The 6,249-nt window shown below is 72.3% G+C and carries 6 protein-coding genes and 1 pseudogene; 3 read left to right on the top strand and 4 right to left on the bottom strand.

Annotated features, from left to right (window positions below):
* Positions 1-537 (top strand): annotated as a pseudogene (locus AC2CJA_RS22560) (ThiF family adenylyltransferase); the annotation flags it as partial.
* Between the two features lie 54 nt (positions 538-591).
* Positions 592-1,989, top strand: coding sequence for an ABC1 kinase family protein (locus AC2CJA_RS22565; RefSeq protein WP_484604509.1), 1,398 nt, complete (start codon positions 592-594; stop codon positions 1,987-1,989).
* A 229-nt stretch (positions 1,990-2,218) separates the two neighbouring features.
* On the opposite strand, the gene AC2CJA_RS22570 is transcribed toward AC2CJA_RS22565, so the two are convergent.
* The 4 genes from AC2CJA_RS22570 to AC2CJA_RS22585 all read right to left on the bottom strand — a co-directional run bounded on the left by AC2CJA_RS22570 (position 2,219) and on the right by AC2CJA_RS22585 (position 5,740).
* A complete protein-coding gene (locus AC2CJA_RS22570) occupies positions 2,219-2,542 on the bottom strand; it encodes a hypothetical protein (protein WP_484604510.1) in 324 nt (107 codons plus the stop codon).
* Positions 2,539-2,901: a WhiB family transcriptional regulator gene (locus AC2CJA_RS22575; protein WP_484604511.1), complete on the bottom strand. Its 363-nt coding sequence runs from the start codon at positions 2,899-2,901 to the stop codon at positions 2,539-2,541. The genes AC2CJA_RS22570 and AC2CJA_RS22575 overlap by 4 nt, the downstream gene beginning before the upstream one ends.
* 130 nt (positions 2,902-3,031) lie before the next feature.
* Positions 3,032-3,349 carry a hypothetical protein gene (locus tag AC2CJA_RS22580; protein ID WP_484604512.1) on the bottom strand — a complete coding sequence of 106 codons (318 nt, stop codon included), beginning with the start codon at positions 3,347-3,349 and terminating at the stop codon, positions 3,032-3,034.
* Positions 3,350-3,499: 150 nt separating this feature from the next.
* The gene (locus AC2CJA_RS22585; protein ID WP_484604513.1) at positions 3,500-5,740 is read right to left on the bottom strand and encodes an ATP-dependent DNA helicase UvrD2; all 2,241 of its coding nucleotides are present in this window, start codon (positions 5,738-5,740) and stop codon (positions 3,500-3,502) included.
* A gap of 188 nt (positions 5,741-5,928) precedes the next feature.
* On the opposite strand from AC2CJA_RS22585, the gene AC2CJA_RS22590 reads away from it, so the two are divergent.
* Positions 5,929-6,171 carry a mycoredoxin gene (locus AC2CJA_RS22590; protein WP_093661309.1) on the top strand — a complete coding sequence of 81 codons (243 nt, stop codon included), beginning with the start codon at positions 5,929-5,931 and terminating at the stop codon, positions 6,169-6,171.
* The last annotated feature ends 78 nt before the right edge of the window (positions 6,172-6,249 follow it).

The following is a 6,249-nucleotide window of genomic DNA, read 5'->3' on the forward strand; positions in this document are numbered from 1 at the left end:
CGGTCTCCCCGCCCTGGGCGGGGAGACCGCGCCCCGGGGCTCGCTCTGGTGGTGGTCGTCCCGCGCGACGGCCTGTCCGCCTACGCGCCGGACCCCGCCTCGGCCGAGGAGCTGGTCCGGGCCGGGCAGCCGCATCTGTACGCCGGTGTCGTCGAGGCCACCGGCTTCGTGGGGCCGCTGGTACTGCCGGGTGTGTCGGCCTGCGCGGAGTGCCTGATGCTCGGATGCGCGGAGCGGGAACCCACCTGGCCGCTGGTGGTGGCACAGTGGAGGTCGGCACGGCGGTCGGCGGTGCCGGCCTGTGATGTGGCGCTGGCGACCGTGGTGGCGGGGGCCACCGCCTCCTGTGCGCTGAGCTTCCTGGACGGGGACGAGAGCTGTGTCACGGACTCGCGGCAGCACTGGGTGCTGCCGCGGCTGCGCGCCGAGTGCGAACCGGTGCCGCCTCGTCCGGAGTGTCCGTGCGGTGCGGCTTCCGGTCCCGGCGGACGCCCGCTCTCGGCGGACGGGGCCCGGCGGTCCACAATGGCCACATGACCGCTGTCCTCGGCGCTGCCGCCCGGTCGTGCTGTCGGGAAGTTGGAGGGGCACATGTCGGATCTTCCGCGTAAGGCCGTCACTCGTACCGCCAAGCTGGCCGCGCTGCCGCTGGGGATGGCGGGTCGCGCGACCTGGGGGCTGGGCAAGCGGATCGGCGGATACTCCGCCGATCTGGTCGGACAGGAACTGCAGCAGCGCACCGCCGAGCAGCTCTTCAAGGTCCTCGGGGAGCTGAAGGGGGGTGCCATGAAGTTCGGCCAGGCGCTGTCGGTCTTCGAGTCGGCACTCCCGGAGGATGTGGCCGGCCCCTACCGCGCGGCGCTGACCAAGCTCCAGGAGGCGGCACCGCCGATGCCGGTGGCCTCGGTGCACGCCGCGCTGGCCGAGCGCATGGGCGAGGACTGGCGCGAGCTGTTCGAGGAGTTCGAGGACAAGCCCTCGGCCGCGGCCTCGATCGGGCAGGTGCACCGCGGGATCTGGCACGACGGCCGCCCGGTGGCCGTGAAGGTGCAGTATCCCGGCGCCGGCGAGGCGCTGCTGTCGGATCTGAACCAGCTGGGGCGCTTCGTCCGGCTGCTGGGACCGCTCATCCCGGGCGTGGACATCAAGCCGCTGGTCTCGGAGATGCGTGACCGGCTCAGCGAGGAGCTGGACTACGAACTGGAGGCGCGGGCGCAGCGGGCGTACGCGGAGGAGTTCGCCGGCGATCCGGACGTGCGGGTCCCGGACGTGGTGTACCAGTGCGACCAGGTACTGGTCACCGAGTGGCTTGAGGGTGTGCCGCTGGCCGACGTGATCAGGGACGGCAGCCGCGAGGAGCGGGACCGGGCCGGGCAGCTGCTGGCGCGTTTCCTCTTCTCCGGAACGGCCCGCACCGGTCTGCTGCACGCCGATCCGCACCCGGGGAACTTCCGGCTGCTCACCGGCGACGCTCCCGACGGGCCACCCGAGCGGTGGCGGCTGGGAGTGATGGACTTCGGCACGGTCGACCGGCTGCCGGAGGGGCTGCCGCCGACGATCGGCGTCGCGCTGCGGATGGCGCTCGACGGCGATGCGGAGGCGGTCCACGAGCTGCTGTGCGACGAGGGGTTCATCAAGCCCTCCGTCGAACTGGACCCGGATGCGGTGCTGGAGTACCTCCTGCCGATCATCGAACCGGCGCAGGTGGAGGAGTTCGTCTTCTCCCGGGACTGGATGCGGGAGCAGGCCGCGCGGGTCGCCGATCCGCGCTCCCCCGCCTATCAGCTGGGCAAGCAGCTCAACCTGCCGCCCTCCTATCTGCTGATCCACCGGGTGACGCTCAGCACGATCGGTGTGCTGTGCCAGCTCGGCGCGCAGGTGCGCATGCACGAGGAGATGGAGGCGTGGGTGCCCGGTTTCCCGCCCGAGGGCGAGGAGGGGTACCCCGACGGTACCGGGGACGAGGAAGTGGCGGAGACCTCCGCCTGACGGCCTCCGGCGGGCGGAGGTCTCCACGGACCGTCCGGAAGGGCACGGGAGCCAGGGCGCCGACGCGCCCCGGCTCCCGCCGTGTGGATCCGTGCGTGTCATCGTTCCGCGCCGCCGTGCTCTGCTTCCGGCTGTCCGCCCGGCCCCGGTCCACGCCCCGGTCCGCTCGGCGGGGCCGGCGGACGGGAACGGTTCACCGGCTCCGGCAGCGGCCGGAACCGGTGGGCCGTCACTGCATGACGGCCAGGGCCAGCGCGCGGCGGGCCCGCATGGAGGCCCGTTCGGCACGGCGCTGCAGTCGGCGGGCGGTGATCACCCTGTGGCCGGGCCGTTCCAACTCGGCCTCTCTCATACGTTCACTCATATGAGCACGGGCCATGGCTTCTGGGATGAGTTGCATGTCACGGGTCCTGTTCTGGGACGAGGCGGTGGTGTCGGGCTGTGTGCTTGCGTGGTTGTCGGTGTTGAGCGTCATCGCGGATTCCGGCTTCGGGAAGGAACGCGACGCGGGACCGTGCGTCGCGGGGTGATCGATCGTGCCGGCGGTGTTCATGCCGTGACCGGGTTCTTGCGGGGACGGCCGCGCGGCCGCTTGCGGGGGACGACCACCCCCTGGACGAACAGCTCACCGCCCCAGACTCCCCAGGGCTCGCGGCGGTCCTTCGCACCGGCGAGGCAGGCCTCGCGCAGCGGGCAGGTACGGCAGAGCGACTTGGCGTACTCCACGTCGGCCGGCGATTCGGCGAAGAAGACCTCCGGGTCGTAGCTGCGGCAGGGCACGACCACACCGAGACGCTCGATGGCGTCGTCGAGCTCGGTGAGCGTGGTGAGCGGGGTCAAGGAGTCCTCCGTGGAATCGGACGTTCGGATCGGGTCGGGCTGTACGGACGGGGCGTGCGTCTGGATGTGCACGGCGGTGGATTCCTCGTCTGTGTCGTCTCTTCGGCCCGGCTGGTGGCCGGGCCGTTTGGGGAAAACAGAAGAGCCGCGGATCCCGGTGTGGGTTCCGCGGCCCTGGAAGGTGCCGACCTGATCGTGCCGATCAGGCTGGATCTCTCCAGGGTTCGAGCCCACGGAAGGCCCACATCGTGTGGTGCTTGGCCTGCTTCTGTCCGTTGTCGGCACCGTTGGCCGCGCCGGTAAAGGCATGGGCATCAGCCTGTGCCGCTGCCACTGCCGCGGGTGCCTGGGTCGGTCGCTCGCCGGCCCGCTCACGAATCGGCAGAGCCGAGAGGGAGGCCGGGCACGCGGTCGCGACGCCGAGGACACGGACGCCGGACAGACGGGAGCCGAGCAGGCTGGAGGCGAGGACCTCGCGACCGGCCTGTTCCGCCGTGATCATGGTGATCGTGCTGGTCATCGGGGCTCGCCTCCTCTCGGCGCTTGGGGGACCGACTGGGTGTGTCGATCCGGATGTTCGGGGTTCAGTACAGCATGGATCCGGTGGAGCCGGTGGGCCCCTCCTCATCCACGTCCGGAAGGCTATGAGGGTTTGCACGGCCCGCGCAAACTATTTTCCGGGCGGGTTCGTAACATCCTCTGTGACAGATTCCGGAACCCCTTCGTCCGTTTGTTCGCCGGACGGTTCCCCGGAGTCCGCCCCGATCTCCTCGCCCGCGCAGAGTGCCAGCACATCGGCGCCGAACCTCTGGAGTTTGCGCCCGCCCACACCGGGGATCCGCGCCAGCTCCGCCTCGCTGTCGGGCAGGGCCTCGGCGATCGCCATGAGGGTCTTGTCGGTGAAGACGCAGTAGGCGGGCTGTCCGAGCTGCCGTGCCTGCGCCGAGCGCCACTCCCGCAGCCGCTCGTACAGCTCCTCGTCGAGGTCGGAGGGGCAGCCCTCGCAGCGCATCAGCTTGATCTCGCCCGCGTCGGTGAGGGTGCGCCCGCACACCCGGCACCGCACCGGACCGCGCCGCCCGCGCGACCGTCCGCCGCCGCGCTCCACCCCGCCGGCGCCGCCCGCGCGGCCGCCGCCCGAGGAGGAACCGGGACGCAGCCCCGCCAGAAAACGGCTCGGCCGGCGTCCGCCCCGGCCGCCCGGCGAGCGTGACAGCGCCCAGGAAAGGGAGAGGTGGCGCCTGGCCCGGGTGACGCCCACGTAGAGCAGCCGGCGCTCCTCCTCCACCTGCTCGTCGGTCCTCGCGTAGCTGATCGGCAGCGTCCCGTCCGTCAGCCCGACCAGGAAGACGGCGTCCCACTCCAGGCCCTTGGCGGAGTGCAGCGAGGCGAGGGTGACGCCCTCGACGGTGGGGGCGTGCTGGGCGTTCGCCCGCTCGTCCAGCTCGGCCACGAGATCGGCGAGCGTCGCCTGCGGACGGGCGCGCGCGAAATCCTCGGCCAGCCGTACCAGGGCCGCCAGGGACTCCCAGCGGTCGCGCACCGCGCCCGATCCGGCCGGGGGCCGCGGCGTCCAGCCGGCGCCCCCGAGCACCGCCCGCACCTGGGAGGGGAGGTCCACGGCGTCGGCCAGCAGCGGCTCGTTGTCCCCGGCGCGCGCCGCGCCGCGCAGGGCGACACCGGCCTCGCGCACCTCGGGCCGCTCGAAGAACCGCTCGGCACCGCGCAGCTGGTAGGGCACCCCCGCGTCCGCCAGGGCCTGTTCGTAGATCTCGGACTGGGCGTTGACGCGGTAGAGCACCGCGACCTCGCTCGCGGGGACTCCGGCGTCCAGCAGCTCCCTGATGCGGCGGGCGACGCCCTCGGCCTCGGCGGGTTCGTCCGGGTACTCGGTGTAGACGGGCTCGGGCCCGGCCTCGCGCTGGGAGACCAGCTCCAGCCGGTGCTCCGCGGCCCGGCCCCGGGCCTGGGCCAGCAGCCCGTTGGCCAGGTGCACCACCTGCGGCGTGGAGCGGTAGTCGCGCACCAGCTTCACCACCGTGGCCCCGGGATGCCGGGTGCGGAAGTCGAGCAGGTGGTCGGGGGTGGCCCCGGTGAAGGAGTAGATCGTCTGGCTGGCGTCACCGACGACGCAGACGCTCTCCCGCCCTCCCAGCCACAGTTCCAGCAGCCGCTGCTGCAGGGGGCTGACGTCCTGGTACTCGTCCACCACGAAGTGCTGGTACTGCCGCCGCACGGTGTCGGCGATGTCCGGCCGCTCCTGGAGGATGCCGACCATGAGCAGCAGCACGTCCTCGAAGTCGATGACCGAGCGCTCGCGCTTGAGCTGCTCGTAGAGCCCGTAGATCCGGCCGATCTCGACCGGGTCGCGCGGGGCCTCGCGCGAGGACTTCGCCACCGCGGCCGGATAGTCCTCCGGAACGCTCTGGGTCACCTTGGCCCACTCGATCTCGCCCGTCACATCGCGCAGTTCGTTGCGGTCGAGCCGGATGCGGCAGCGTGCGGCGGCCTCGGCGACGAGCTGGACCTTGCGCTCCAGCAGACGCGGCAGCTCGCCGCCGATCGCCTTCGGCCAGAAGAACTGCAGCTGGCGCAGGGCCGCGGAGTGGAAGGTGCGGGCCTGCACACCGCCGGCCCCGAGCTGGCGCAGTCGCCCGCGCATCTCGCCCGCCGCGCGGTTGGTGAAGGTGACGGCCAGCACGCTCGCGGGCGGGAGCACCCCCGCCTGCACCCCGTACGCGATCCGGTGCGTGATCGCACGTGTCTTGCCCGTACCGGCCCCCGCCAGCACGCACACCGGGCCGTGCAGCGCCGTCGCCACCTCACGCTGCTCGGGATCGAGCCCTTCGAGCACCGCGTCGGGCGAATCGGGGACGTGCGGGAAGAGGGAGGAGGGAGTTGCTGCTGTCACCCCGCCATGCTGCCAGGTCGGCCGTGGGGCCGGTAACCGCCGTCCACAGGCGGCGGGAACTCGTAGCAGGAACGCCCCGCGGTGACCGGCCCGGGCGCCCGGCCGGGACACCGGGAATGTGCCCGGCCGGTTGAACGTTCCACTGACGACAGTACGCCGACATGCCGAGACGAGGAGCACGAGAACCCATGGCGGGAACGGTCACGATGTACAGCACCACCTGGTGCGGCTACTGCCGTCGGCTCAAGGGCCAGATGGACCGCGAGGGAATCGCGTACACCGAGGTCAACATCGAGCACGACCCGGAGGCCGCGGCCTTCGTCGAGAAGGTCAACAACGGCAACCAGCTGGTCCCGACCGTGCTCTTCCCCGACGGCTCGGCCCTGCCCAATCCCTCGATCGCGACGGTGAAGGCCGTTCTGGGAGCCTGACGCGCCGTCGGCCACCTGTCGTCGGCGGGGGGGGGGGCGGGGGGGGGGGGCGGGCCGCGCGTGGGGGGGGCGGCGCCC

It is taken from the genome of Streptomyces sp. ATLC9, assembly GCF_057196705.1.